The organism is Rhodohalobacter sp. 614A (genome assembly GCF_021462415.1).
Taxonomy (GTDB): domain Bacteria; phylum Bacteroidota; class Rhodothermia; order Balneolales; family Balneolaceae; genus Rhodohalobacter.
In genome coordinates this window covers 656,044-682,543 of sequence record NZ_JAKEDS010000003.1, presented here as the reverse complement: position 1 = coordinate 682,543, position 26,500 = coordinate 656,044, and the positions used below count along the sequence as shown (strand labels likewise).

Sequence of the window (26,500 nt, the reverse complement as noted above, 5' to 3'; positions counted from 1 at the left end):
ATGAAGAAATATTTAACCCAATTGAAACCACTAAGTACAAAAACAATGGATTTAATAGCTAAAAAATTAAAATTGAAAGCTTCTTCTTCAGCTCCGTCATTGCTATTCTTTTTGATGATCCTTGGAACGGCTCTGTTCTTTAGCAGTTGTGAAGAGAGCGTGCTGGATACAACTCCCTACGGGCAGACAACCACAGATAATTTCTGGCGAAATGCAAATGATGCCGACGCCGCAATTAATGCCGTATATGCCCCCCTGACGTCAATATGGGGACATACAATAATGACGTTGATTAACATCCCGGATGATGATCAGTACCGGGCGGGCGATCATGGTGATCATGCCAGTATCGAGAATTTTACTTACGATGCTTCTTTAGGAAAACTGAACTCAACTTGGCAGGCAAAATACGAGATCATTCAAAGAGCCAATGGAGTTTTGATTAATGTGCCCGATATAGAAATGGATCAAACTTTAAAAAACAGGGTTTTGGGTGAAGCCTATTTTTTAAGGGGATTCGCATACTGGACACTTGCAAAGCTTTTTGGCGGTGTTCCGTTGATTCTTGAACAGGACGTTATTGATGATAATTTCAATAAACCAAGAGCTTCACTCGATGATACCTATGCCCAAATTGAATCTGATTTTATAAAGGCTGCAGAGCTTCTTCCTGAACAACATAGCGGCAGTGATATAGGCCGGGCCCATAGCGGTGCCGCCTGGGGTTATTTAGCAACACTGTACATGTATGAAGAAAGATTCCAGGATGCTATTGATGCAGGAGACCATGTCATAAATGGTCCGTACCCATTAACAGAGAGTTTTGATGATAACTTTAAAGTTGAAACTCAATACAATCCTGAAATCCTGTTTACCATAGGATCGGCCGAAGGCTGGCAAACACAATCAAATACAATTTATACAACTCCAAGACCCTGGGGAGGTTGGGATTTCCAGGCTCCGCTTCCAAATCTTATCGAGGAGTTTGAAGAGGGGGATCCAAGGCTGGATTATTCCATCATGATGCCCGGGGATGTTTTTGATTTGGGTGGAGACAGGGGACCAACAGAATACACAGCAGATTTATCTCCTACAACTGGCTATCACTTTGAAAAATGGGCTGCCTGGAGATCGGAAGGAGGTCTGGACTTGAATATGAATCTCCCCATGTTAAGATCGGCCGAGGTGTATTTGTATGTCTCAGAAGCAAAAATCAGATCCGGTGGTAATGGGGATGCAGAGTTGAATGTTGTCCGCGCAAGATCCGGAATGCCTCCGGTTACCAATGCAACCATGGAAGATATTATCCATGAACGAAGAGTTGAACTGGCCGGCGAAGGGAGCCGCCATTTTGACCTGATGCGTTGGGACAGGGCCGGCATTGTGGATATTACAGAAATTTATGGTGAAGACAGAGGTCCCTATGATCCGCCACGGCTTTTCATAAGACCCAAACATTATTTCTATGCAATTCCACAAAACCAGATTGATGTCAGTGGAGGTGTACTAGAACAAAACCCCGGTCATTAATTTTTCTACTTCACCATCAAGTGTCTCTTGCTTGATCATACAAATGTTTTCAACAGGCAGGTGTTCTCCGGCAGATGAACACAAGGCTTGTAGCAAAGCGAGGGTGTATGTTATGGCAGGAGACACACCTTTTTTAAATAAAACCCAAAAATCAAAAACCTTAAAGATTGAATCGTTTAGCCAATAAGTGGGTTCTCATTACAGGCGCAACATCAGGAATCGGAAAAGCATCAGCTACACTTTTTGCCCAAAATCAGGCCAATCTGATCATAACCGGCCGCCGGGATGATCGCTTGAAAACATTGAAAGAGGAGCTTCAGTTACAGCATAACACAGAGGTGTTGACATTCTGTTTTGATATCCGTGACAGGGAAGCATGTAAAGCCTGTGTGGATTCCATTCAACACCCCATTGATATCCTGTTGAACAATGCAGGGCTTGCTGCCGGAAAAGGTAAGATTGACGATGCCGATTTTGCCGACTGGGATGCTATGATCGATACAAATATTAAAGGGCTTCTTTCAATGACACGATTTGTGTCTGAACGAATGAAGAAGCAGAATAACGGTCATATCATCAACGTCGGGTCTATTGCCGGGTATGAAGCGTATCCCGGAGGTTCGGTTTACTGTGCCACCAAATATGCTGTAAGAGCAATTACACAAGCTGCAAAAATAGATCTCACCGGTACAAACATCCGGGTGAGTTCTGTAGCCCCGGGATTGGTAGAAACCGAATTCAGTAAAGTAAGATTTCACGGAGACGAAGAAAAAGCGGCAGCTGTTTACGAAAATATCCAACCGCTAACAGGTATGGATATCGCTGAAATAATTCTGTTTATGGCAAACCGCCCGCCGCATGTAAATATACTCGATACTATTGTTTTTCCGGTAGCTCAGTCATCAGCAACAATCGTTTCCCGGAAGAGCATATGATGAATAATAGTAAACCAGGAAACAGCACTTTTAATATTGAAATGGAATGGGAAAGAATCCCGCAGAATCTTGAAATAAAAAAATGAGTAAAAAAATATTCCGAGACACAGCAGGTAAAACAGGACGAAACTGGGTTATCACACCTGAAAATTCAGAATTGGAATCATTGGGTTATGCCAGGATTATTTTGAATGGGAAGCAAACTCAAACAGAATACAATAACCCGGACTTTGAAGCCGCACTGATTTGTTTACAGGGGTTGGCTACCGTTGAGCTGGATGGACAATCCTGGACATTACATCCGTATGATACACTCTACATTCCCCCGGGACACAAAGGTAAAATCTCTACAGATACAGAAGCGGATATTGTAGAAGCCACCGCTCTGACAACCGGAAATGGAGAACCGGTTTTGGCAACCTTCGAAGAGATAAATAACGATCCCGAATTAACCGAGATTCTCGGACAAGAAGGCTGCGAGAGAAAAATTCATCGGCTGATCGATAAGAACCTTCCTGCAAAACGGCTACTGGGCGGATTAATCTTTAGTAAAGACGGGAATTGGACGAGCTGGCCACCTCATGAGCATACAGATACCAAAGAAGAAATATATCTCTATATCGAAATGCCGCCTCCGGCTTTTGGTATTCAATTGGTTTATGAAGACCTGGAAACCCCAGAATATTTGGGGCCTGTTTATGAAAATGACGCTGTAGTTATCAAGCGTGGTTATCATCCCAATGTGGCGGTTCCCGGTTATCCGATCAATTTTGTGTGGATTATGGCTACACTGGATGACTCAATGGAAAGATCCTGGGCGGGCGTGAATACTCAACCCGAATTTTTGTAGGCCATTTATGAAAGAGATTGTTCACGACCTTATTTGTATAGGAAGAAGTTCTATAGATCTTTATTCCAATGACATTGGAAATGCTTTTGAAGAGATCAACAGTTTTGCCGCTTATGTTGGAGGATGTCCCACAAATATCAGTGTGGGAACAAAAAGGCTTGGCCTCAAATCGGCGCTTTTAACCGGTGTTGGAGAAGATCCGGTTGGAGATTTTATTCTTCACTTTCTCAAAAAAGAAGATGTGGATACGCAATTTGTATCCCGCAAAAAAGGGAGAAGAAGCAGTGCTGTTATCCTGGGAATTGAACCTCCTGACAAATTCCCCCTTGTCTATTATCGCGACAATTGCGCAGATATTGCAATTGATCTTGATGATATCAGCAAGATTCCGTTCGAAACATGCCGGGCAATATTAATCAGCGGAACCGGCCTAAGTAGGGAACCGTCGAGGTCTGCAACACTTCATGCTGCAGAAGAAGCCGCTGCCAGTGGCACGAAAGTAATTCTTGATGTGGATTTCAGGGCCGATCAGTGGCCGGATTTGCAAACTTTCGGGATTACGCTGCGCTCCGTTTTGCCTCATGTGGATATTATCATCGGTACAAATGAAGAGATTAAAGCAGCTGCCTGGAAGGGCAGGGGAACTGCCAGGGTTGAGGCTTCGCAAGTCAATGAATCCAAAATAGATGGCGATGAAACGGAAGCTGTCAGGCAATTGCTGGAAATCGGAGGGGAATTACTGGTACTGAAAGCAGGAACGGAAGGCTGCTATCTTTATCGAAAAAATGGCGATAGTGCCGAGCATGTTGCCGGTTATCCGGTTGAAGTACAAAATACATTGGGTGCCGGTGATGCTTTTGCCAGTGGTTTTATTTTCGGCTTTTTAAAAGAGTGGGATTTTTATAAAAGTGCCCGGCTTGGAAATGCCTGTGGGGCCATTGTTGTAACCCGGCATGGCTGCGCGAATTTTATGCCAACGATGTCGGAAATTGAGGCCTTCACAAAAGATAAAGGAGGTTTGGCGTGAACGGGTTCAACAAAAGTGAAATTATCCGTCCCGAAGACTTCCAAAAGATTACAGAATATCGTGTTCATTCTCCCGAGTTTGCAGAACAGGTTGCTCAAAAAAGGAGACGAAGAGACTCTTTCACAACAGACGGAAAGATCAATATTGTAGCGGCAGACCATCCGGCCCGGGGCAGCCTCTCTGTTGGGAATGACATGTTTGCAATGGCTGACCGCCACGAGTTATTGGCCCGGCTCGTTTCTACCCTGAGATGTGAAAAAGTGGACGGTGTTCTGGCCAGTATGGACATTCTTGAAGACCTGCTGATACTGCATGGTGAAATGCAGAACCACGGTAAAGGTTTTTTGGATCATAAACTTCTGATTACCAGTCTGAATCGCGGTGGCATTCCCGGATCTGTATGGGAACTGAACGACCCGATTACGGCATCCGATTCTGAAACATGTGTCCGTTTCGGGATTGATGCGGCCAAAATGCTTCTGCGGGTAGATATGAGTTCGAAAGATACACTGCAAACAATCCTTGCATGTGCAGACGGAGTCCGGGATATGAACAGGCAGAATCTCCCTGTTTTTCTTGAACCGCTTCCGGTAAAACGGGTCGAAAATCGTTATCAGGTCATAAAAAAAGCGGATGAATTAATTCCATTACTCACGTTAACGGCAGCTTTGGGAAATTATAGCCGGAATATTTGGCTGAAAATTCCCTATGTCGAAGAGTTTTCGCGTGTGGTGGGATCCGGCACGTTGCCTATTGTCATTTTAGGCGGAGATCGAAGCGGACAGAGAGAAATGATCCGGAGTGTGGAAAAAGCAATGGAAAGCGGACATCAGGTCCGGGGTGCTATGCTCGGCCGAAATGTTCTTTACCCGAATGAGGGAACGCCTGTCTCAGTTGCAGAAACGATCGGAAATATTATTCACAAAAACTGAATGGTTTTCCGGGTGAAAATGAATTTAAAAATAAAAGCAAAAACGGATAACCATTTATGAGTCACGAAAAATTAACTGTCGCGCAGGCATTAATAAAATTTTTGAATAATCAGTATGTAGAGCGGGATGGCCATGAATTGCGATTTATCAACGGAGTATGGGGAATTTTCGGCCATGGAAATGTAGCCGGAATCAGTCAGGCTCTCCATCAAAACCGGGAAATGCCCTATTATCTTGCACGGAATGAGCAGGCAATGACCCATACGGCAATTGCGTATGCAAAGGCAAAATTCCGGATGCAGGCGCTTGCATGTACAGCTTCTGTCGGGCCCGGCTCCACAAATATGATAACAGGTGCAGCCACGGCTACCATCAACCGAATACCATTACTTCTGCTTCCAAGTGATACATTTGCGCGACGAAATGTGGGCCCGGTTTTGCAACAGCTCGAATATCCCCTTAGCCAGGATGTAACCGCTAACGATGCTTTTAAACCGGTTTCGAGATATTGGGACAGAATTAATCGTCCGGACCAGCTTGCGTGGTCTCTTCTGGAAGCTATGAGAGTTCTCACTTCACCAGAAGAAACAGGTGCGGTTACACTTTGTATGCCCCAGGATGTACAAACAGAGGCCTTTTCTTATCCTTCAGATCTTTTTGAAAAAAGAGTATGGAATGTACCCCGTCTTCGGGCTGATAAGAATTTATATCTGGAAGCCACCCGTATTTTAAAGCGAGCCAAAAAACCATTTATTATTTCAGGAGGAGGGACTCTTTACAGTGAAGCTGCTGAAGAATTAAAACACTTTGTTGAAAAAACCGGAATTCCGGTGGGAGAAACACAGGCAGGGAAAGGAGCACTTCCGTTTGATCACCCTCAAAATCTGGGATCTGTCGGGGCAACAGGAGCTTTGGCGGCAAACCGTGTTGCAGAAGAAGCCGATGTTATTCTTCTGATCGGAACGCGGCTTAGTGACTTTACAACCTCCTCAAAAAGTCAGTTCCAGAATCCGGATGTTCAGTTTATTCATGTGAATATCAGTTCAATGGATGCTCATAAACTCTCTTCTCTTGCCCTTCAGGCCGATGCTAAAGCTACCCTTCAGGATCTTAGCAAAGATTTGGACGGGTATGAGATTGATGAACAATTCAGACAAAAAGTTCAGTCATTGAAAGCCGAATGGGTGGATGAAGTTGCCAGAGTTACAAATCTTCCGGAACAGGAAAAAATGCAGCAGCCGAATATCATTCGGATTGTAAATGAGCATGCCGGCAAACATTCCACAGTAGTTTGTGCAGCAGGAAGTTTGCCCGGAGATCTTCACAAACTCTGGAAATGTGGTGAACCCGGAGGTTATCATCTGGAATATGGCTACTCCTGCATGGGGTACGAAATTGCCGGCGGACTTGGTGTGAAAATGGCCAATCCGGATCGCGAAGTTGTTGTTATGGTGGGTGATGGTTCTTACCAAATGATGTCATCTGAGTTAATCACAGCCATTCAGGAAGGGATAAAAATCACGGTTGTTTTATTAAACAATCATGGATTCGGCAGTATTGGGTCACTTTCGGAATCTGTTGGTTCCCAAAGGTTTGGTACCGACTACAAATACAAGAAAAATGGCGGAGATGTCTCTGATGAAGATACTCTTCCTATTGATTTTGCGATGAATGCCCGAAGCTATGGCGTTGATGTCCAGGAAGTTTTCTCATATGCAGAACTGGAAAATGCTTTGAAATCCGCCTTTAACTCTGATAAGGCGCAAGTAATTGTCGCAGAAGTAGATAAAGTACAGAAAGTACCGGGATATCATTCATGGTGGGATGTGCCCGTTGCGGAAACATCCGAAGTTGAGTCTGTAAAACAGTCGAGAGTTGAATATGAAAATAACAGAAAGAAACAGCGCAATTACTTTTGAAGCTTTTTGTAATGGCTGCATAAAAAATTTTCACAACTAACTAAACATAATATGACAATGGACACAACTTCGATACCCTCCGGAGGAGTACCCCGTGAGCGGATATTTCGCGGAATCTGTCTGGCGCTGTTGCCGACGGCCTTTACCTTTGTTTTGGTCAGCAATATTCTTCAGCAACTCAAGACAGAGTTTTTATTAACCAATGCCCAGGTGGGCTATATAGGTGGAGCGGCCTTGTGGGGAATGGCAATGTCCTTGCTGCTGATTGGTCCGGCTTTGGAGAAGATCGGGTTTAAACGTCTGGTGAAAGGAGCTTTTGTAGCTCATTTGAGTGGGGTAACCCTGTTTTTGGGAGCCTACGGATTTGCCGGAGAGAATTACGCCTTCTGGATTCTGTTTCTTGGAGCCGTAGGATTCGGTTTGGGAAATGGACTGATTGAGGTAGTAGGCAATAACCTGACGGCGGCGCTTTTTCCCGACAACAAGACCACCAAACTCAATCATTTTCATGCATTCTTCCCGGGTGGTATGGTGTTCGGAGGCCTCTTGGGATGGGCAATGGTACAAGTAGGCGCCATAGGCGACGTGAATATTGGTCACTGGACCGTGCAGATTGCCATTGTTTACATTCCCGTACTTTGTTATGGGTATCTGTTGCTTCCAGTACAGTTTCCTCCAACACTGACCCGGGAAGCAGGTATTCCTATAAAAGAGATGTTCAAGTATACGTTTACACATCCGCTGGTTTGGGGGCTGATTATACTTAAGATGATGACCCTCTCACTTGAATTGGGCCCCGGCCGTTGGATTCCCGAAGTATTGCAGGCAGCAGGCGTTCCTGGAATTTTGGTATTTGCATGGATTAGCGGAATTATGATGTTGCTTCGGTTTTTTGCCGGGCCATTTGTTGAAAAACTTTCTCCTCCCGGCATGTTGTTTGCCGGTTCACTTCTTACGGGTATCGGTTTATTACTGTTTGCTTTTTTTGAAAGCGGAGTGGGGATTACGATGGTTGCGGCCACAATATATGCATCCGGAATTGCATTCCACTTCCCGACAATGGTGGGCCTGATGAGTGAACGTTTTCCGCGGGCAGGCTCGCTGGGGATTGTACTTTTAATGGGTATGGGTTTTTTCGGAGCAGGAGCTTCAAATGCTATTATGGGAGGAATTGCCGATCAATACCTTCCGGATGCTCTTGATAAACCAAAGACAGTACAGATTCTGCAGGAGATTGAGCAACGATTTCCAGAGTACATCGAAATTGCTGAGCGGGCAGAAGGATCCCCGCAACAACTCCAGCAGTTGGGTTATACCCGCACGGATATAGAAAATATTCTTAACCGCACCGAACAGGCATTAGCCTATTATCAACAAAATGGAGAGTTCGACTCCGAGCATACTCCCGAGGCATTACGGGCACTTCTTGATGCGGGAATATCACAAGAACAGGAATTGACCGACCGGGCCTTTGCCGTATTGAGGCCGGCAGATAACTATGGCGGGAGGGTGTCGTTTTTGTACATCACTCCTGCAGCTTTCATTCTGGCACTGATCTTCTTGGGTGTGTATATCAACGACAAACGCCGGGGTGGATATAAAGTCAAACAACTTGATGATGAATAAGCAAATATTCACGCCCATTTAATCCCATCGTATGTACTCCGTGATGAAATATTACGGGGTACATATTTTTTCAGTTGTTCTTAATAATACCAGGACATCCGTTATCAAAATGAAGAAAACAAGCACCATGGTGTGCCGAAAATTTGTGTCTGCCTAAAAGATGTATGTCGTGCAATAATTCAAAAAATCAGAACTACGATTTGTATAAAATGAAACCTGATATTATCCGTTTTTTTTTACCTCTGTTTTTAATTTGTTCTGTACTCTCCTCTTGTGGGGAAAGAAATGAAGATTCCTCAATTCCAATCAATCCGGTAGACTATGTAGACTGGGAAGTGACCAGCGGCGATAAAGGCAATTCCAAATATTCCTCTCTTGACCAGATTGATAAGTCTAATGTAAAAGATCTGGAAGTTGTCTGGGAATACAGAACCGGCGACAACACCGAGCGCTCAACGATTCAGGCCAATCCAATTGTGGTGAACGGGATCATGTACATCAGCTCACCATCATTGAAAATTGCTGCTTTGGATGCAAAAACCGGTGAGGAAATATGGGTATTTGATACGGATGGCCCCGAGCATCAAAACCGTGGAGTAACCTACTGGAAAGATGAAAGTGGAGACAGGATTCTATTTACAAGGGGCAGTTTTTTGTATGCTCTGAACGCCCAAACGGGTACACAAATAGAAGACTTTGGTGAAGATGGAAGAATAGATTTACGAAAAGGCCTCGACAGAGAACCCTGGAATGAGCTATCCGTAAGTGCAACATCTCCGGGTATTTTATATAACGATCTAATTATTTTCGGGAGCCGGGTTCCGGAGGGCCCTCAGCAATATGCACCGGGCCACATACGGGCATACAATGTAAGGACCGGCGATCTCGAATGGATTTTTCACACAATTCCACACCCCGGTGAAGTAGGCTATGAAACATGGCCGGAAAATGCCTGGGAAACTTCCGGGGGAGCGAACAATTGGGGAGGCATGGCCGTGGATGATGAACGGGGAGTTGTATATGTATCCACCGGAGCTCCATCATATCATTTTTATGGAGGCGACCGGATCGGCTCGAACCGCTTCAGTACATCAATTATAGCTTTGGATGCATCAAATGGAGAACGCATCTGGGATTTTCAAACCGTCCGGCATGATATCTGGGACTATGACATCCCAACTCATCCTAACCTTCTCACTGTTTATCACGACGGAGAATATATCGATGCTGTTGCCCAGGTTACAAAAACAGGAATGGTTTATGTACTTAACAGAGAAACGGGCGAATCTTTATTTCCCATCGAAGAGATGCCCGTTCCTCAATCATCATTGATAGGCGAAGAGTCATGGCCAACACAACCCATACCGGTAAAACCGGAACCATTTACCAGGCAAGGATTAACAGAAGATGATCTTACAGATCTCTCTCCTGAAAAAAATGCGTGGGCGCGAGAAGAATTCAAAAAATTCAGCACCAGGGGATTATATGATCCGCCGGGAACCGGGGAAGGAACCATTTTTCTGCCCGGTTTACACGGTGGCGCATGGTGGGGAGGTGCCTCCGTAGATCCTTCCGCCGGAATGCTTTACATCAATGGAAATAATATACCATACGTTATTTCCATGGTAGAGACGGAAGGTCTCAAAGCAAATATGTCTTCGTATGGAGAATATGTATATACAGCCACATGTGCGGCCTGTCATGGTATTGACAGGCAGGGAGTGGCTCCGGCACCAAGTCTTGTGGGGCTTAAAGACAGGCTTAGCGAGGAAGAAGTGACATCAGTAATACAACAGGGCAAAGGAGGAATGCCGGCGATGGCTTCTGTTGTGGGCAATGATTTAAATGCGCTTTTAGCATACCTGTTTGAGAAGGAAAGGGAAATTGCAGAAGACGGCGGAGGTACAGGAGCAGTCATGTCACCATATATCCATCAAAACTATTACCAGTTCAGGGATGATGAAGAATACCCGGCCATCAAACCGCCATGGGGAACGTTGAATGCGATTGATCTGAATAAAGGCGAAATCGTATGGCAGGTTCCGCTCGGTGAATATAAAGAGCTGACAGCCAGAGGCATTCCGCCAACAGGAACACAAAATCTCGGAGGTCCCATCACCACGGCCGGCGGTCTCGTTTTTATTGCCGCTACCCGCGACAGAATGTTTCGGGCGTTTGATAAAGATACCGGTGAAATTTTATGGGAAACAGAGTTGGAAACCGGTGCCTTTGCAACACCAAGTACCTATGAAATTGATGGTAAGCAGTATATAGCGCTCGGTGTTGGTGGAAATTGTAAATATTGCTCGGAAGGTCACAGCGGACAGTTATCCACACCTACCAGTGACTTATTTATGGTATTTGCACTACCTGATTGACATGTAAGTTAATCGAATAATCTGCCACATACATAATGAGATGTTTTCAATCACCTTGTAAGGATGCATTACAGCCACATGGAGCGTTGCTTATTCTGTTTATTCTGCTGTTTGGTTGTACAAAAACAGATAGAAAAGCATCTCTGTTTGAGTTGCTTCCTCCGTCACAGACTGGAATTGAGTTTCAAAATAAGGTTGAAGAAAGCATGGATTTAAATATCGTAACCTTTGAAATGTTGTACAACGGAGCCGGCGTTGCTGCCGGAGATATTAATAATGATGGTTTGACGGATCTCTTTTTTGCATCCAATATGGGGAAAAGCCGGATCTATATAAATGAAGGAGATTTCAAGTTCAGCGATATCACTGAAACATCAGGAATCAACACCGAAGAAAAATGGGCCAGTGGCGTTACGATGATGGATATTAATGCGGATGGGTTTTTGGATCTGTATATAAGTTTTGGCGGACCTTACGCTGATCCATCGAGAAGAGCGAATGAGCTTTACATAAACAATGGCAACCAAACATTTTCAGAGCAAGCCGAACAGTATGGAATTGCCGATACCGGTTTTACAACACAGGCTGTTTTCTTTGATTACAATAAAAATGGCCTGCTCGATTTGTATCTCCTCACAAATGGCCAGGGAGATGTACCGCCAAATGTAATCCGCCCCAAACAGGTCCGCGGAGAGCATCTCAATACCGACAGATTGTATAAAAATAACGGAGACGGCACATTTAGCAATGTGTCTGAAGAGGCAGGAATTTTACTGGAAGGATATGGCCTGGGAGTGAATGTATTCGACATCAACCGGGACGGCTTGCCGGATATTCATGCAGCAAATGATTTTCTCCCGAATGATGCGGTATATGTGAATAACGGAGATGGTACATTCACGGATCGCGCATCAGAGTATTTCAGGCATCAAAGTTATTCTTCAATGGGCACGGATTTTGGTGATATCAATAACGATGGCTTGATGGACATAATCGTTGTGGACATGCTTCCCGAAGATGATGAGCGTGTGAAAAGAATGTATCAAACAACCGGGTATGAACGGTTCGTGTCTGAAATACAAATGGGCTATTCTCCACAGGTGAAGAGGAATGTGCTTCAATTAAATACGGGGAGTCTTCCGGATGGGACTCCGGTATTTAGTGAAATCGGACTTTTGGCAGGTGTTGCAAGTACCGACTGGAGCTGGAGTGCTCTATTCGCTGATTTTGATAACGATGGATTACAGGATCTGGCTATAACAAACGGGCTTCCCCGAAACCCGGCCGACAGTGATTTCTCGGAATATAAAATGAACTTGTTGAGAAGATCCGGTTTCAATCGGCAGACAAGAGAAACACTTTTCCGGGAAATGCAAAACCTGGAAGGATCGTATGAAACAAATTATATCTTCCGAAACAACGGAGACCTGACATTTTCTGATACCTCTGATGATTGGGGATTCCGACAGCCGTCCTTTTCCACCGGTGCTGTTTATGTTGATCTTGATAACGACGGGCGTTTGGACTTTGTCACCAATAATACTCAAGAGGCTGCATTTGTTTATCGAAATGTGTCTGATCAAACAAACAAAAATTATCTCAGCATAAAACTTAACGGGCCAGATCAAAACAGGCAGGGGATAGGTTCTCATGTAATTGTTTATGCAGAAGGTGAAACCTATTATCACGAATATGCTGTTTCCCGTGGATATTTATCGGCAATGGTAACTCCGGTTCATTTCGGGCTGGGGGAAAAAACCAGGGTTGATTCGGTTGTTGTCATCTGGCCGGATGATGTGAAACAGACGGTGAGAGATCTTGCGGCCAATCAAAAGATTGAAATTTCCTGGCAGGAAGAGGGGAATCCCAAACAAGAGTGGAAACAGGAGAACCATTCCGATTCTAACAAAAGCCGGATTTTTCATGATGTAACCGCTGAAAAAAAAGCCACTTTCAGTCACCAGGAAAAAGATTTTTCCGATTTCAAAGTTCAGCCGTTGCTCCCGCATAAATTTTCAAAATCAGGTCCTGGCATTGCCGTGGGTGACGCAAACGGGGATGGCCTTGAAGACTTTTTTATCGGAGGAGCTTTCCAACAACCGGGAGAGTTATTCCTTCAGAACCCAGACGGAACATTTGAGTCCAAAATTTTAGAAACGGGTGACCATTACGAAAAAGATATGGGAGCACTTTTCCTGGATATCAACCGCGACGGACATCAGGATTTGTATATAGCCAGCGGGGGAAGCGAATTCCGGGCCGGGTCAGAGTACTATCAGGATCGAGTCTATTTTGGAGACGGCAATGGAAATTTTACCCGCCAGACAGACATTCTCCCGGAAATGAGATCCAGCACATCCATTGTTGCGGCGGCTGATTTTGATCAGGACGGTTCAAAAGAATTGTTTGTTGGTTCGCGGGTTGTGCCCAATCAATATCCGCTAACTCCGGAAAGTTATATCCTGAAATACCAGGATGGAAGATTCGTCAATATCACAGAAAAAGTGGCTCCCGGCTTGAAAAATATCGGGTTGGTCTCTTCCGCAATCTGGACCGATTTCAATAACGATTTTCACTCGGATTTAATCATTGTAGGTGAATGGATGCCCATTACGGTTTTCGAAAATCGTAATGGAATGCTTGAAAATGTTACCGAAGACCTGGGGCTTTCAGAAACAGTTGGATGGTGGAACAGTATTGTTGCGGCTGATTTTGATCAGGACGGATATATGGATTATGCAGCCGGAAATCTCGGGTTGAATTCGACCCTTCAGAACCGTGAAAATGGATCCGTGCAGATTCATTATGGCGATTTTAACAGGGACGGACTGACCGACCCTGTGATTTCACAAATGCTGAATGGTGTAAGAAAACCGGTTCACCTTAAAGACGATCTGTTAATGCAGATGCCGGTATTGGAGAGCAGATTTACATCGTATGAGCATTACGGAAAGGCAGCGCTGACTGATCTTTTGTCAAGTGACCATCTGAGCAGTAATCAAACTTATTCATCAGATACTTTTCAAACCAGCCTGATTCTGAACAGGAAGGGGGCATCAATGGAAGTCAAATCACTCCCATTGGAAGCTCAAATCGCACCCGTTTTCGGTTTGCTTGCCGGAGATTATGATGGCGATGGATTCCCCGATATCCTGATGACTGGTAACTTTTATTCAACCGAGATGTTTACTGGCCGGTATGATGCGTTCAATGGACTTTTGTTAAAAGGAAATGGCGAGGGTGAATTTGATCCGTCCTTGTTTCCTGAAACGGGTTTTTATGTTTCGGGAGATGCAAAAGCTCTCACAGAACTGGCAGGTCCCCAAAATCAAAGACTCTTTCTTTCGGCCCGGAATAACAGTGAGTTGTTGATGTTTGAATCCCGGAATGAAAACGACTCACGTGTTTTCTATGCCGGAGAAAATGAAATATCAGCAGAAATAAACTATGAGGACGGTCGGATGGAAAAGAAAGAATTTTATGATGGGGGTGGATACCTATCTCAAAAGACCAGGTCGCTGTTGATTTACGGGCGGGACCAAGTGAAGAACATCACATTTTATGACAATCGCGGAAACAGCAGAATTGTTATTCCGGAGTAATGCAACAGACCAACTATGTATTTGAAAATCAAGGATTTTTTCCTCTGATCATCCGCCTGTAATCACAGACATCAATCACACTCAGCCCTAAATGTTAATTTAAATTCAACAACGATGAAAAAATCAATAAACCGCCGGCAATTTCTAAAATCTTCAGCCACTTTTACAGCAGGTTTGGGGCTCGCTCCGGCAATTGCAAACGGAATCAATCGGGTAAAAGAAGCACCCGATATGCCAGACAAGGAAGGATATATCTCTCTTTTTGATGGGGAATCGTTAAATGGCTGGCATAAAAACGGTGCACGATGGACGGTGAGAAACGGGGAAATAATTGCCGAACAGGAACCACCCGGATCAGGAAACGGAGGTATTCTTCTTTCGAATAAAACCTACAAAGACTTTGAAATGATGATTGATGTAAAACCGGGATGGGGTTGTGATTCGGGTGTTTTTTTACGGTCTCAGCCGAATGGTCAGTCGTATCAGGTGTATGTGGATTATCACAGCGAGCCGAACGATGGCGGTATTGTCGGGTTTCTTTACGGGCAGAGTACCGGCGGATGGAGGACAGAACCATTCCGTTATTATGGCATTTTTAAAAATGACGAACTTGTTGATCTCGAGTTGAAACCCTTTACGCCTTATGAGGGATATGCAGAAAATCCTTTGCGATATGCTTGTACCAAAGAAGAGTGGAAGAAGGCCTGGAAACTCAATGAATACAATACCCTTAAAATCCGGTGCGAAGGAAAATATCCTATTATCACCACATGGATCAACGGAACAAAAATCTGCAAGTTTGATGCTGCAGCCACTAAAAGTCCTGATTTCGATAAAGAAAAAATGTATCAGGCGGTGGGTGATGAGGGACATATTGCCCTTCAGGTTCACGGAACGGATACCTGGTGGGGGGATGAAGTGCGATGGAAAAATATTAAAGTAAAAGAGCTGTAGAAGAATAAAAACCTTGTTTGCCATTCAGAAGTTACTTCAAAATTGCTATTGCTTTCTGATGACAGCGATCAGGAATGAGTCGGGAATAAGGTCCAATTCCTGAATTCGTCCGACACGTCTGAAAGGTGAGGAATTACAACGCTCTCGGTTCAAAAAGACAACAAAAATGAGATCTCATTCAGAGACATAAAGAATCAACCAATCAAAACAATGGAATCAACAACAGACCAAGTTATAAATTATATAGGCGGAAGCTGGCAAAAGCCGGAATCAGGAACAGATCTTGCGGTCATGAATCCTGCAACAGCAGAACAGATAGCTACTGTGAGTCTGTCTCAAAAAGAAGATGTTAAAAAAGCTGTTGAGGTGGCAGACGAAGCATTTCACGGGTGGCGCCGGACACCGGTTACCAAGCGAATCCAGTACCTGTTTCATTTTAAAAATCTCCTGGAAGATCACATTGAAGAGCTGGCAAAAGTGATTACAAATGAGTGCGGAAAAACATTTAATGAAAGCGTGGGGGAGATCCGCCGGGGGATTGAAAATGTGGAAAACGCCTGTGGAATGCCCACGTTGATGCAGGGAATAAACAATGAAGATATCGCAAGTGGAATTGATGAACATATGATCCGGCAACCACTGGGGGTTGTGACGGCTATTACACCGTTTAATTTCCCGGCCATGATTCCCCTTTGGTTTTTGCCGTATGCTGTTGCATCTGGGAACTGTTTTATCCTCAAACCCAGCGAGAAAGTGCCGATGTCGGCGCAATATATATTCAAACTGCTGGATCAAGTCGGTCTTCCGGAAGGAGTTGTTCAACTTGTAAACGGTGATAAAACCGCTGTTGACGAGTTGCTTGAAAACCCGGCTGTGAAAGCAATCAGTTTTGTAGGTTCTTCGGGTGTGGCCCGGCAGATTTACAGCAAGGGAACGGCTCATGGCAAGCGGGTTCAGGCCCAGGGCGGAGCAAAAAATATGGTTGTGGTTTTGCCTGATGCTGAAATGAATATGACAACACGTATTGTCGGAGATTCCGCATTTGGTTGTGCCGGACAACGGTGCCTCGCAAACTCACTGGCCATTACAGTCGGAGATGCAAAGAAGCCGTTTACAGAGGCTATTTCCGAAAAAGCTGCAAATCTGAAGGTGGGTTACGGACTGAACCAGGGGACCGAAATGGGGCCGGTAATTACCTCCGAGAGTCGGCAGCGAGTGGAGGGTTTTATTGAAACAGGTACAAAAGAAGGCGGTAAAATCCTGGTGGACGGCCGCAGTAAAAAAGTCGATGAATTTGAAGGTGGAAACTGGAGTTTTCCAACGATAATAGATGATATTTCTCCGGACAGCTCTATTGCCAAAACGGAAATATTTGGTCCGCTTTTTGGGCTGATGCATGTTGATACCGTTGATGATGCCATTGCCCTGATTAATTCACAGGCATACGGTAATATGGCGTGTCTTTTTACCAGCAGTGGCGCAGCGGCGCGGCAGTTCCGTTATGAAGCCAATGCCGGGAATATCGGAATTAATATTGGCGTGGCAGCACCGATGGCATATTATCCATTCAGTGGCTGGAAGGAAAGCTTTTTTGGTGATTTGCACGCTCAGGGACATCATGCCGTCGAGTTTTATACCCAAACCAAAGTCGTAGTTGAACGATGGATACGTGACTGGGATCGCGTATTCTAAATCTCAAAAACTGACTATGTTAGACAGATATATTTTATTTCCTCTAATACTGGTTGTCCTGGGAACTTTGCCCGTGCTTTTGCACGGGCAAACCGGGGAGCAGGAGCTTTCGGCTAATCTGATTGCTCACAGAGGCGGCATTGTGAATGCTGAACACGCTGAAAATTCTCGGTCTGCAATTGAGGAAGCGATTCAGAGAGGCTACTGGATGCTCGAAATTGATCTCCGGAAGACAAAGGATGACCGGATCATCATCTATCATGATCCCACATTTCAGAAGTATTATAATGATTCACGTGCTGTTAGCGAGATGGAATGGAATGAGATCCGAAAATTGCGCTCCCGCCTTGACGGATCACGGCCGTTGTTGTTTGAAGAAGCAGCAGAAATAGCGCAGGATAACATAAAATTAATGCTCGATATCAAAGGAGGTGATTTTGATGAATCATCTTATGAACGGATCGAACAGATTTTGAAGAAATACGATCTTCTTTCATCAACCTTTGTTTTAAGTGATGCAAATGCGCAGCAGTACTTCCATGGGAAAGCTTCTTTATCCAAAGGACTGGATGAGATTATCCGGGCGGCTGTAGCGGGTGAAAATGTGAGCAATCTCTATCATCTGTTCGAGCTTGGAGGAAATCTGGATCAGCAAATGATTGAAAAAGCGAATCAGCTTGGGGTTAAAGTGGTTGCCGCGATCAATGTATTCAGATATCATCAGCCGCACCTCAGTGAAGAACAAGAGTGGGAGGCCGCCGGAAAAGATGTTGAAAGGTTGATGAAACTTGGTGTCGAGTATTATCAGGTTGATTCCGTATATGAGCCGCTTTTCAGAGAAGATTGAAATGATCGCTATCTATCATTTGATCAGCTAACGGGAGTGGCATAACAGGGAGTTGGATGAGGAACAAATTCTCAAAAGATATCTACCCGGATTATACCCGCATCCGGCAGATTTTACTGATGATTGAAAGAGAGATTTAAACGATGGAATCACCTATCCTTTTCTAAAAAACAAATCTTGATTAACATTTTTTAACATACTGTAAATTTGATATGTTAAGGTTATCAATTGGTTTGAGTTTGGAAAGCACTTTCTGTTTACGGATTGCAGAAAGTGATCAAAATGGGAAAAAATGTCTATCTATTCAGAATGTAATGATTTTGAACTCGTACAGAGTTTGAAGCGAGGAGAATGTGAAGCATTTAAGGAAATTTTTAGTCGGTACCATCAGAAATTACTGTATTACACCATTTCAATCGTAAAATCTCAAAGTGTTGGGAAAGACATTGTTCAGGAAACCTTTCTAAAAGTTTGGGAGAAAAGACAGCAGCTAAATCCCGATCAATCCCTGAGTGCTTATGTTCACGTTATTGCACGGAATATGGCGTTTAATCATTTGAAAAGAGCGGGTTATGATGACGATTTAAGAGAGAAAATTTTAGAGTCAATCATGGAAAAGCGCCAATGGGTTTCGTACGAAGAAGAACTCCATGCCCGCGAACATAGCAAATGGGTGGAAAGAGCGATCGTGCAATTACCTCCCAGAAGAGAATTGATTTTTCGGCTCTCAAGAGAGAATAAAATGACTCACAGGGAGATTGCAAATAAGCTTGGAATCTCTAAGAATACTGTAAAGAACCAGATTGTTTCTGCCCAGAAACAAATTCGGGAGTTCCTGAAGTGTCATACCGATATTGCCCTGTCTTTCATGTTATCTGCGATTTTATTCCTGCTTTGACATATTTTTCCATCATTCTCACGATTCTCATCTCTTAAACACCTTCTTATTGAAGCGGCCTTTGTGATTTTCTGAGAAAAAAATAATTCGGCATAGTCCCCCCCCCTGGTTTCAGTTGTTATATGAGTAACTCACGACAACAAAGCCAATGGAAAACAACAATCGCCTTCAAATACTCCTTGATAAATATTTGCAGGATCGCTGTACAGAGGGCGAGGTTCATTTACTTTTGGATTATATGAAAAGGGCGGAGCATGAGCCGGAAATCAAAAAAATTCTGACTGACTATTGGCAAAGGATTGATGATAATGACCTGCCGGCTGAAAACGATCTGGAAATTGATGAGGGAACCTGGCTTAAAGAAATCCAAGCGGAAGCAATAGAACGTGAATACCGGCAGATTCCCGAACCTCCAAGAATTTCAAAATCAAAATTAAGCAGGTTTCCTAAAAGGAATTCTCACTCAGCGCGATGGTTTATAGGATTAAAAGTGGCTGCAATTCTGGTCTTCACCGTTACATTGTCCTATCTGTTTTACATATACCAGCAGAATGCTTTAACGAATTCAATCACTCAGATAGAAAAAATTGCAAATGCCGGTGAAAAGGTGCGGTTTGTATTACCCGATGGCACCCAGGTTCACTTAAACTCTGAAAGCAGCCTTATCTATCCTTCTTCATTTTCGGACTCGGCCAGAGTGGTTCAACTTCGGGGAGAAGGTTTTTTTGTTGTCACTCCTGATCAGGAACGGCCTTTTTTAGTTCACACCAATGATATAACCACAAAGGTTTTGGGAACCTCTTTCAATATTCGTTCCTACCCCGAAGATAACACGGCTGTTGTGGCGGTAAGAAGTGGAAAAGTATCGGTTTCGGAGACAGGGTTTTCGGGACAAGATTCGAATGTTGTGCTTGAGTCGAATGAATATGCCAACTATACATTTACCAACCGGCAGTTTACAACAGGTGAAGGCATAATGGAGCTGACTGCCTGGAACAGCGGAGTATTGCTATACCATAATAAAGAGTTGGGAGAAGTTACATTTCAGCTGGAAAGATGGTACGACGTGGATATTTATTTCGAAAATGAAGCCATTAAGAAATGTATGGTTCGTGGTGAGCACAGAGATGAATCACTAACCACTGTGCTCAAAGCAATTACCTATGCTTTTGACATCGAATACCAAATTGAAGGACGTCGGGTATTGCTGATAGGGGATGGATGTAATTGAATCCATCCTGAGAAAATAATAAATGAATTCGGACAGTTTTTGTGTTTTTGAAAGCGCTTTTATTTGGTGAGGAGCGCTCTGATTTTACCTCAACGCATGCTTAACAGCAGTGATCGAACCAGTAATAAGATCAATCAAATAACCTATAAAACATACATGTCATGATGAAGAATGCACGTAAGCACTTCTCTTTTCTTTGTACGATGTGCCTCGCGGTTGTATTGTCTTCCGGATTATTTTCCGGAGCAAATGGACAGCAGGCCCGGCAAAATCCACTATTATCAGAGAATTATCAGATGATTGATAGTTTTTTTGATATACCTGCAACAGTTCAGGTACAAAACGTCTCGATATCAGCGGTTTTTGAACTTCTTGAAGAACAGATGGGACTACGATTCCTCTATGATAAGGATGTTATAGAGAGCAGTAGCCACCGCTTAAGTCTGAATCATAAAAATTCAACCGTGGCAGATGTATTAAAAGAAATGTCATCTCAAACCGGTTTAACATTTCGCCAGCTTAACGGAATGATTTCCGTTGGCGTTGAAAAACTGCGTAAGCCGGCTCCACAAGCCGATCAATATATGTTTGAAACGGTAACAGGCACGGTTGTGGATGCCATGAGCGGTGAACCATTACCGGGCGTGAATGTCATTATTAAAAACACAAATACAGGTACTGCAACTGATGTAGACGGTTCCTTCTCATTAGAAGTTGAATCGCTGGATGAAACGCTTGTTTTTACTTATGTAGGGTATGAAACACTTGAAGTACCGATGGACGGTCAGTCAGAATTTAATGTTGAACTGAATCAGCAGGCAGTTACGGGAGATGAGCTTGTTGTGGTTGGATATGGTGTTCAACGGAAGTCAGAAATAACCGGTTCTGTTGGGATAGTAACAGCAGATGAAATGAAGCCCAACTCTTTTAATGCCCTTCAGGGATTAAGAGGAAAGGTTGCCGGTGTTAATATTTTCACCAATTCGGGTTCTCCGTCAGGAAGTAACCGCGTAGTGATTCGTGGAACCGGATCTATCAATGCATCAACAGATCCTTTATATGTTGTTGATGGAGTGGCTATGGGAGACGGCATCAATTTTCTGAATCCGAATGATATTGAAAGTATTGAGGTGCTGAAAGATGCCTCGGCAACAGCAATTTACGGTGCTCGCGGAGCCAATGGTGTAATCCTGATTACCACTACGCGGGGAGCATCTGGCGATCAGTTAACTGTCGGTTACAATACAAATTTAAGTATTGGCAGGATGAGAGGTAAGATGGATGCCATGAATGCCGAGGAATTCATGGAAGTACAGAGAACTGCGCTTCAGAATGTACCTTTTTTTAATTCTGATGTGGATGAAGCTCCGGTTCATGAATACTGGCTGGATCCTGACCTGTTTGACAGCGAGGGAAATCCTATATTCGATACAGACTGGCAGGATGAAGCTACCCGCACGGCATTCTCTCACGACCATAACCTTAGTATCCAGGGGGGAACAGAAAATTCGTCGATTGGAGCTGTATTAAACTATACGGACCGTGAAGGGATTCTGCTCAACTCATACATGAACAGAGCAAGCCTGAAAGTGACGTATGACGTTACTCCAACCGAATGGCTCAGTATGGGAACCAATGTTACCCTCAGCAGAATCGATGAAAATCATGTTGAGGAAGGTGGCGGTGGCCAGGAAGTACGAAGAACGATGATCGAAATGGCACCGATTTTTCCAATTACATGGCCTGAAGGAACTACACGGGCGGGACAGTATAGTAACCAAACTCATGCCAACTCTCTTACCCTGGAAGGTCAGGCGAATCCAGTTCATCGTCTGCTTGAAGAAGATCGGCTGCGGGAAAGAATTCAAATATTTGGGAATACATATATCGCCGCTCAAATTACACCAAACCTGGAATTCAGAACTCAGTTAGGAATTAACAATCAGAAATACGAAGAGAAACGCTACCGTCCCAGCGACATGATTGCGGCCGGTGCTCCCGATGGAGTTGCCAATTATGGTACAAGGGAAGAATTTTACTGGCAGAGCGAAAACTATCTGACGTACGAACAGGATTTTGGCAGATCGCGAATTAATGCCCTTCTTGGAGCGAGTTGGCAAGAGCAGCAATATGAAGATTTCAGCCAGGAAGTCCGTGGATTTTCTGATGATTTCTTCCGATTCAATAATTTCGGAGCTGCAACAAACGTCAATTCTCCCAGCTCAAATGCATACGAATGGACCTTAAATTCCTACTTTAATCGTATCACATATTCACTGGACGATACTTATACATTGACGTTTACAAGCCGGCTCGACGGTTCATCAAGATTTGGTGCCAATTCCAAATGGGGCTTTTTCCCATCAGCAGGTTTTTCCTGGTTGGTTTCCAATGAGAATTTCATGTCTGACGTGGAATTTATTGATCTGCTTCGGTTGAGAACGTCTTACGGGGTTACCGGAAATACCGAAATTGGAGTTTTCCGGTCTCTGGCAACCATTGGTTCCGGAACCACCCTGATTGGCGGAGAGCGACGATCAACAGCCTATACTACCCGGTTGCCAAATCCCGACCTGGAATGGGAAAAAACCTACCAGTTTAATGTGGGGATGGAAACCGATCTTTTTAATCAGACGATTTCTGCTGAGGTAGATTTCTATCATAAATTAACAACCGACCTGCTTCTGGACAGGCCTGTACCCGGCACCACAGGTTTCACAGTGATTCAGGATAACATCGGTGCGGTTTCGAACAGGGGAGTAGACGTAATGCTGACTTCGCAAAATATCCGGTCGAGAGACTTTTTCTGGAGCACAACCCTGAACTTTAACTATAACAAAAACAGGGTAGAACGGCTTGGTGCCGGTGATGAAGATATTTTCCCTGGTCCGTTTTGGGTTTCCGGAAGTCAAACCATCTTACGTGTAGGAGAGCCGATTGGTAACTTCTACGGATTTGAACGGCTTGGAACCTGGAATACGGATGAAGCAGAAGAAGCCGCTGAAGTTGGAGCGATTCCCGGCGAGGCAAAACGATCTGAAGACCGGAAGATTATAGGGAATGGACTCCCGGATTTTACGGGTAGCTTCATCAATAATTTCAGCATCAAAAACTTTGATGTGTTGGTTGATCTTCAGTTTGTGCTTGGCAGCGATATTATGCAGGAATTTCTGCATACAGCCGAAGACAGGCAGGCGCTAACGAACGGCCTTGCCACTCAACTCTACAATGCCTGGACTCCCGACAACCAGAATACGATGTACCAGCGGATCAGGCATCAGCCTTTATCGGGCCAGAATACCCAGGCAGACAGCCACTGGATTGTTGATGGTTCTTACATCAGAGGCAACTTGATTCAGCTTGGTTACAATTTTAGTCAATCGGTTATTGACCGGTTCGGGCTGACACAGTTGAGAGTTGACTTGAGTGTTGAAAATGCATTTGTGATTCATTCCAGCGAGTTCAAAGGATACGATCCGGAGGCAACATCGTGGGATGGAAATATCCACGCTCAAAACATTTTCTTTTACCAGTATCCAAGGCCACGAACATTCGCGCTGGGTATTCAATTACAATTTTAAACAGGCAACTTAAAAACAGATAGCAATGAAAAAATTAATCATTATACTTGCAGGCCTGTTTATATTTATGGCTTGTGAAGATTTTTTGACAGAGAATCCGAAAACAGAAATCGATGTCGACCAATTCTTCGACTCTCCCGATGATGCAAGAAGCGCCGTAAACGCTTTCTACAGAGATGGTGCCGGTGCCAACTCCTACGACTCCGGCGGTTTCAGAGGCAGCAATGTTATGATTGGTGCATTCATGACGGGTTTGTTCGACAACGAAGCCAAAGGTGAACGAATCGAAGGGCAACTTGCCCAGGCACTGGACCAGGACCCGGTTAACTTCAGTGGTTTTGCAGGAGGCTGGTGGAACGAGATGTATCGTGTTATCAACAGGGCTAATCTTCTGCTGGTTAGAATTGAGGACATCGCCGGAATGGATGAGAACGAGCGCCAGCGTTTAATAGGAGAGGCCCGCTATTTTAGGGCACTCAACTACTTCACACTGGTAAAACTCTTTGGTGATGTACCTCTAATTTTAGAACCGTTTGAAGGACTGAATGATATCTACGTAGAACGGGTCAGTTCTGATCAGGTCTACACTCAGATTATTGAAGATCTCAACTGGACAATGAACAATGCTTCGCTTCCGAATGTACCCTTTGGCAGTGGAAATAATGGCAGAATAACTCATGGTACAGTTGCAACTCTTCTTGCAAAAGTTCACCTCCAGAGAGCGGGTTATCCATTACAGCAAAGCGGAGCCTATGCTGAGGCCGCAAGTTCGGCTCGTCAGGTCATTCAGTCCGGGGTTTACAGTTTAATTGAGCATGGCAGCGATGTAAACGGCCAGAGTGCTTATAACCAGATGCGTACCTCTCAGCAAGAACCCGAATATATCTGGTCAATTGAATACGATGGGGATATTTCGGATAGCCAATACCCCAGAATAACCATTCCGGGAGTGGTTCGGCCAACGGGAATTCAATACAGCAGAACGTTGAATATGTACCGTCCGATTGATGAATTCATTCAGATATATGATCCTGATCTGGATCTTAGAATCCAGAATCACCAGATGTACTTTACATCCCTCGAAGTGGATGGAGAAGTGTTTGAATTCGGAGAGTACGTCCCTTACATATGGTTTGAAGAACAGGCTATTTTTGAAACCGCCCGGGGAACCCAGAACCTGAACGTAACCCGGTATTCAGAAGTATTGTTAATTGCCGCAGAAGCAATTGCACAATCAGAAGGAGTTACTTCAGAAGCGGTTGGGTACCTTGCCGACGTTCGCGACCGGGCCTATTGGACAACCCCACGGGCAGAGATCGTTGCCAGCCTTAGCGGCCTTACCGTAAATCAGTTTGTTGAAGAGGTGTGGAAAGAGCGGTACCGCGAACTTGCACTTGATTTCGAAGCGTGGCACGATATTCAGCGCACACGAAAATATCCTACCACTTCGTCAGGTAATCCCGGCGAGGTTACATTTGTTGATGTAATTGGCGCCAGCAATAACTGGGGACAAACGTACAGCGAACGTGATCTGCTCTATCCAATTCCGGATGACGAGATGCAGCGAAACGAAAGCCTTACTCAAAATCCAGGCTACTAAGAGCAGTAACCTCTAATTAATTATTTACTTCCGAGCGCTTAGCTTTCAGCCCCGCCTGTAAAAAGGCGGGGCTTTTTTTATGATAATAATCTCCAATAATGGATCACAATTTCATCAAAACAGACTTGAGATCGTTATGCTTTCCTGTTATCTATATTTTTTTTATATAAAAAAGAAGTTATGTAGAGTTTATTTTATGAGTTCAATGCTACCATCTGAAATTTGGGAAAGATTTGTATCTGGAGATCACTCCAGTTTCCAAGGATTATTCAAAGGCTACTACCATGGACTCTATGGATATGGCTTAAAATTGTGTAGAGATCCCGAGCTGGTTGAAGATGCAATTCAGAATCTTTTCATTACAATCTGGGAGCGAAGGGACGAATTAGCTCATATTACTTCTCCGAATGTTTATCTGTATGTTTCGTTGAGGAGAAATATTTTTAAAGCTGAAAAGCAAAAAACTCGTTTGAGGCAAGTTCAAAAAGATGCTCAAAGTGAGTTTGAGATTTATTTTGGAGTTGAAGAATTGATTATAAAAGACGAATCAAGAGAGGAACAAGTAGAAACACTCCAACAAGCTCTTAACCAGCTTTCAAATAAGCAAAAAGAGGTTCTCTATCTTCATTACTACAATGGCATGAGCTATGGTGAGATTGAAGAAATTCTCTCCATCAATCGCCAATCCGTTCGAAATCACATGTATCGGGCTATGGAAACTCTCCGAAGTGTGCTGGATATCGATGTCATGCGTTTAGTGATTTCAATACTGATCTCTTTTTTGGCATTCTAAGCTAAGGGTTCAGGGCTTAGAAAAAATCTTTTCTGATTATTGTTTGTTATCAGGTCAATGTCTTTGGCCATTACACTCACAAAGGTAGAGTTTGAAATTATACAT

At 44.0% G+C, this 26,500-nt stretch carries 17 protein-coding genes; all 17 read left to right on the top strand.

All coding sequences use genetic code 11. From position 1 onward, the window contains the following. Positions 1-45 precede the first annotated feature (45 nt). The 17 genes from L0B18_RS16730 to L0B18_RS16650 all read left to right on the top strand — a co-directional run bounded on the left by L0B18_RS16730 (position 46) and on the right by L0B18_RS16650 (position 26,395). Positions 46-1,530 (top strand): RagB/SusD family nutrient uptake outer membrane protein, encoded by a 1,485-nt coding sequence (locus L0B18_RS16730; RefSeq protein WP_234572953.1) that lies wholly within the window; start codon positions 46-48, stop codon positions 1,528-1,530. A 167-nt stretch (positions 1,531-1,697) separates the two neighbouring features. Continuing rightward, the gene (locus L0B18_RS16725; protein ID WP_234572952.1) at positions 1,698-2,465 is read left to right on the top strand and encodes an SDR family NAD(P)-dependent oxidoreductase; all 768 of its coding nucleotides are present in this window, start codon (positions 1,698-1,700) and stop codon (positions 2,463-2,465) included. A gap of 82 nt (positions 2,466-2,547) precedes the next feature. Then, on the top strand, positions 2,548-3,315 hold the full coding sequence (locus tag L0B18_RS16720) for a 5-deoxy-glucuronate isomerase (protein WP_234572951.1): 768 nt from the start codon (positions 2,548-2,550) through the stop codon (positions 3,313-3,315). A 7-nt stretch (positions 3,316-3,322) separates the two neighbouring features. Then, a complete protein-coding gene (iolC, locus tag L0B18_RS16715) occupies positions 3,323-4,342 on the top strand; it encodes a 5-dehydro-2-deoxygluconokinase (RefSeq protein WP_234572950.1) in 1,020 nt (339 codons plus the stop codon). Further along, the gene (locus tag L0B18_RS16710; protein WP_234572949.1) at positions 4,339-5,274 is read left to right on the top strand and encodes a Cgl0159 family (beta/alpha)8-fold protein; all 936 of its coding nucleotides are present in this window, start codon (positions 4,339-4,341) and stop codon (positions 5,272-5,274) included. Before iolC ends, L0B18_RS16710 begins: the two co-directional genes overlap by 4 nt. Positions 5,275-5,330: 56 nt before the next feature. Further along, the gene (gene iolD, locus L0B18_RS16705; protein WP_234572948.1) at positions 5,331-7,193 is read left to right on the top strand and encodes a 3D-(3,5/4)-trihydroxycyclohexane-1,2-dione acylhydrolase (decyclizing); all 1,863 of its coding nucleotides are present in this window, start codon (positions 5,331-5,333) and stop codon (positions 7,191-7,193) included. Between the two features lie 57 nt (positions 7,194-7,250). After that, positions 7,251-8,819 (top strand): MFS transporter, encoded by a 1,569-nt coding sequence (locus tag L0B18_RS16700; protein WP_234572947.1) that lies wholly within the window; start codon positions 7,251-7,253, stop codon positions 8,817-8,819. Positions 8,820-9,028: 209 nt separating this feature from the next. Beyond that, positions 9,029-11,197, top strand: coding sequence for an outer membrane protein assembly factor BamB family protein (locus tag L0B18_RS16695; protein WP_234572946.1), 2,169 nt, complete (start codon positions 9,029-9,031; stop codon positions 11,195-11,197). A 35-nt stretch (positions 11,198-11,232) separates the two neighbouring features. Next, positions 11,233-14,799, top strand: coding sequence for a VCBS repeat-containing protein (locus tag L0B18_RS16690; RefSeq protein ID WP_234572945.1), 3,567 nt, complete (start codon positions 11,233-11,235; stop codon positions 14,797-14,799). A gap of 114 nt (positions 14,800-14,913) precedes the next feature. Beyond that, complete coding sequence (locus L0B18_RS16685; RefSeq protein ID WP_234572944.1) at positions 14,914-15,753, top strand: family 16 glycoside hydrolase; 840 nt, start codon at positions 14,914-14,916, stop codon at positions 15,751-15,753. A gap of 210 nt (positions 15,754-15,963) precedes the next feature. Further along, complete coding sequence (locus L0B18_RS16680) at positions 15,964-17,445, top strand: CoA-acylating methylmalonate-semialdehyde dehydrogenase (protein WP_234572943.1); 1,482 nt, start codon at positions 15,964-15,966, stop codon at positions 17,443-17,445. Between the two features lie 16 nt (positions 17,446-17,461). Next, positions 17,462-18,292, top strand: a complete 831-nt coding sequence (locus tag L0B18_RS16675; protein WP_234572942.1) for a glycerophosphodiester phosphodiesterase — start codon at positions 17,462-17,464, stop codon at positions 18,290-18,292. A gap of 292 nt (positions 18,293-18,584) precedes the next feature. Beyond that, on the top strand, positions 18,585-19,190 hold the full coding sequence (locus L0B18_RS16670; protein WP_234572941.1) for an RNA polymerase sigma-70 factor: 606 nt from the start codon (positions 18,585-18,587) through the stop codon (positions 19,188-19,190). Positions 19,191-19,338: 148 nt separating this feature from the next. Further along, positions 19,339-20,421, top strand: coding sequence for a FecR family protein (locus L0B18_RS16665; RefSeq protein ID WP_234572940.1), 1,083 nt, complete (start codon positions 19,339-19,341; stop codon positions 20,419-20,421). A gap of 161 nt (positions 20,422-20,582) precedes the next feature. Continuing rightward, positions 20,583-24,002: a TonB-dependent receptor gene (locus L0B18_RS16660; protein ID WP_234572939.1), complete on the top strand. Its 3,420-nt coding sequence runs from the start codon at positions 20,583-20,585 to the stop codon at positions 24,000-24,002. A 25-nt stretch (positions 24,003-24,027) separates the two neighbouring features. Then, positions 24,028-25,602 (top strand): RagB/SusD family nutrient uptake outer membrane protein, encoded by a 1,575-nt coding sequence (locus L0B18_RS16655; protein WP_234572938.1) that lies wholly within the window; start codon positions 24,028-24,030, stop codon positions 25,600-25,602. A 196-nt stretch (positions 25,603-25,798) separates the two neighbouring features. Continuing rightward, on the top strand, positions 25,799-26,395 hold the full coding sequence (locus tag L0B18_RS16650; protein ID WP_234572937.1) for an RNA polymerase sigma factor: 597 nt from the start codon (positions 25,799-25,801) through the stop codon (positions 26,393-26,395). Positions 26,396-26,500 lie beyond the last annotated feature (105 nt).

Excerpts from the sequence above, each read along its gene's own strand:
- L0B18_RS16675 (WP_234572942.1), top strand. The coding sequence starts at position 17,462 with ATGTTAGACAGATATATTTTATTTCCTCTAATACTGGTTGTCCTGGGA.
- L0B18_RS16695 (WP_234572946.1), top strand. The coding sequence starts at position 9,029 with ATGAAACCTGATATTATCCGTTTTTTTTTACCTCTGTTTTTAATTTGT.
- L0B18_RS16660 (WP_234572939.1), top strand. The coding sequence starts at position 20,583 with ATGATGAAGAATGCACGTAAGCACTTCTCTTTTCTTTGTACGATGTGC.
- L0B18_RS16730 (WP_234572953.1), top strand. The coding sequence starts at position 46 with ATGGATTTAATAGCTAAAAAATTAAAATTGAAAGCTTCTTCTTCAGCT.
- L0B18_RS16720 (WP_234572951.1), top strand. The coding sequence starts at position 2,548 with ATGAGTAAAAAAATATTCCGAGACACAGCAGGTAAAACAGGACGAAAC.
- L0B18_RS16655 (WP_234572938.1), top strand. The coding sequence starts at position 24,028 with ATGAAAAAATTAATCATTATACTTGCAGGCCTGTTTATATTTATGGCT.
- L0B18_RS16650 (WP_234572937.1), top strand. The coding sequence starts at position 25,799 with ATGAGTTCAATGCTACCATCTGAAATTTGGGAAAGATTTGTATCTGGA.
- L0B18_RS16680 (WP_234572943.1), top strand. The coding sequence starts at position 15,964 with ATGGAATCAACAACAGACCAAGTTATAAATTATATAGGCGGAAGCTGG.
- iolC (WP_234572950.1), top strand. The coding sequence starts at position 3,323 with ATGAAAGAGATTGTTCACGACCTTATTTGTATAGGAAGAAGTTCTATA.
- L0B18_RS16700 (WP_234572947.1), top strand. The coding sequence starts at position 7,251 with ATGGACACAACTTCGATACCCTCCGGAGGAGTACCCCGTGAGCGGATA.
- L0B18_RS16670 (WP_234572941.1), top strand. The coding sequence starts at position 18,585 with ATGTCTATCTATTCAGAATGTAATGATTTTGAACTCGTACAGAGTTTG.
- L0B18_RS16685 (WP_234572944.1), top strand. The coding sequence starts at position 14,914 with ATGAAAAAATCAATAAACCGCCGGCAATTTCTAAAATCTTCAGCCACT.
- L0B18_RS16690 (WP_234572945.1), top strand. The coding sequence starts at position 11,233 with ATGAGATGTTTTCAATCACCTTGTAAGGATGCATTACAGCCACATGGA.
- iolD (WP_234572948.1), top strand. The coding sequence starts at position 5,331 with ATGAGTCACGAAAAATTAACTGTCGCGCAGGCATTAATAAAATTTTTG.
- L0B18_RS16665 (WP_234572940.1), top strand. The coding sequence starts at position 19,339 with ATGGAAAACAACAATCGCCTTCAAATACTCCTTGATAAATATTTGCAG.